The organism is Kitasatospora sp. NPDC048545 (genome assembly GCF_040651155.1).
Classification (GTDB): Bacteria; Actinomycetota; Actinomycetes; order Streptomycetales; family Streptomycetaceae; genus Kitasatospora.
Genome location: NZ_JBEZIQ010000170.1, coordinates 1 through 1,489 on the forward strand (window position 1 = coordinate 1; position 1,489 = coordinate 1,489).

1 protein-coding gene is annotated in these 1,489 nt (G+C 71.7%); it reads left to right on the plus strand.

Annotation, left to right across the window (positions count from 1 at the left end):
* On the plus strand, positions 1–1,489 hold a 1,489-nt coding region (locus tag AB0D10_RS46285), incomplete at both ends, for a condensation domain-containing protein (RefSeq protein WP_360269138.1).

The following is a 1,489-nucleotide window of genomic DNA, read 5'->3' on the forward strand; positions in this document are numbered from 1 at the left end:
TGGACCACCACCGGCGAACTCCAATTCGTCGGCCGCGCCGACGAACAGATCAAACTCCGCGGCTTCCGCATCGAACTCGGCGACATCGAAGCAACCCTCACCACCCACCCCCACATCACCCAAGCCACCGTCCTCGTCCGCGAAGACACCCCCGGCGACCAACGCCTCATCGCCTACGCCATCCCCACCCCCACCCACAACACCGACGATGCGGACCTGCCCGCCCAGCTGCGGCGCTTCACCGCCGAGCGCCTGCCCGAGTACATGGTCCCGTCGGCCGTGCTGCTCCTGCCCGCGTTCCCGCTCACCGTCAACGGGAAGCTCGACCGTCGCGCCCTGCCCGCCCCCGAGTACGGCGTGCAGACCGCCACCCGCGAGCCGGCCAACGAACGCGAGGCGACGATCTGCACCGCCTTCGCCGAGGTCCTGGGCCTCGACACCGTCGGCCCCGACGACAGCTTCTTCGACCTCGGCGGACACTCCCTCCTCGCCACCCGCCTCACCAGCCGCATCCGCACCACCCTCGGCACCGAACTCCCGCTCCGCACCCTCTTCGAAGCCCCCACCCCCGCCGCCCTGGCGCGTCACCTCGTCCCCGGCGAGCCCGTTCGCCCGCCGGTCGTGGCCGTCGGTGAAGGACTCGGGCAGGTGCCGCTGTCCTTCGCCCAGCAGCGGCTCTGGTTCCTCGGGCAGCTGGACGGGCTGAACGCGACGTACAACATCCCTGCCGCCGTGCGCCTTTCGGGTGCGGTGGACCAGGAGGCGCTGGAGGCGGCGCTGCGCGATGTGATCGACCGGCACCACGTCCTGCGGACCGTCCTCACCGTCGTCGACGGACGGCCGGTGCAGCGGGTGTTGCCGATCGAGGAGGTCTCGATCGGTCTCTCCGTCGAGCCGGTCGGCGACGAGGACGAGTTGGCTGCCGCGGCGAACCGTTCGGCAGGGCAGCCGTTCGACCTGGCGACGGAACTGCCGCTGCGCGCTTCCCTCTTCACGCTGACTGCCGAGCAGCAGGTGCTGCTGCTGACGCTTCATCACATCGCCGGTGACGGCTGGTCGATGGCTCCACTGGGGCGCGACCTGTCGGCCGCGTACGCGGCGCGGGTGGCCGGCCGTGCGCCCGGGTGGGCGCCGCTGCCGGTGCAGTACGCGGACTACACACTCTGGCAGCGCGAACTGCTGGGGTCCGAGCAGGATGAGGACGGCCTGCTGGCACGGCAGTTGGGGTACTGGCGGGACGCGCTGGCCGACCTTCCGGAGGAGCTGGCGCTCCCCTTCGACCGCCCACGACCGGCTGTGGCCACCCATCGCGGGGGCGACATCGAGCTGACCGTCCCCGCTGAACTGCACGCTGACCTGCGGAAGCTGGCCGTGGACCACGGTGTCACCCCGGCCATGGTGCTGCAGGCGGCGCTGGGTGTGCTGCTGTCCCGGCTCGGCGCCGGCGAGGACGTCCCGGTCGGCACCCCGGTCGCCGGCCGTACCGATG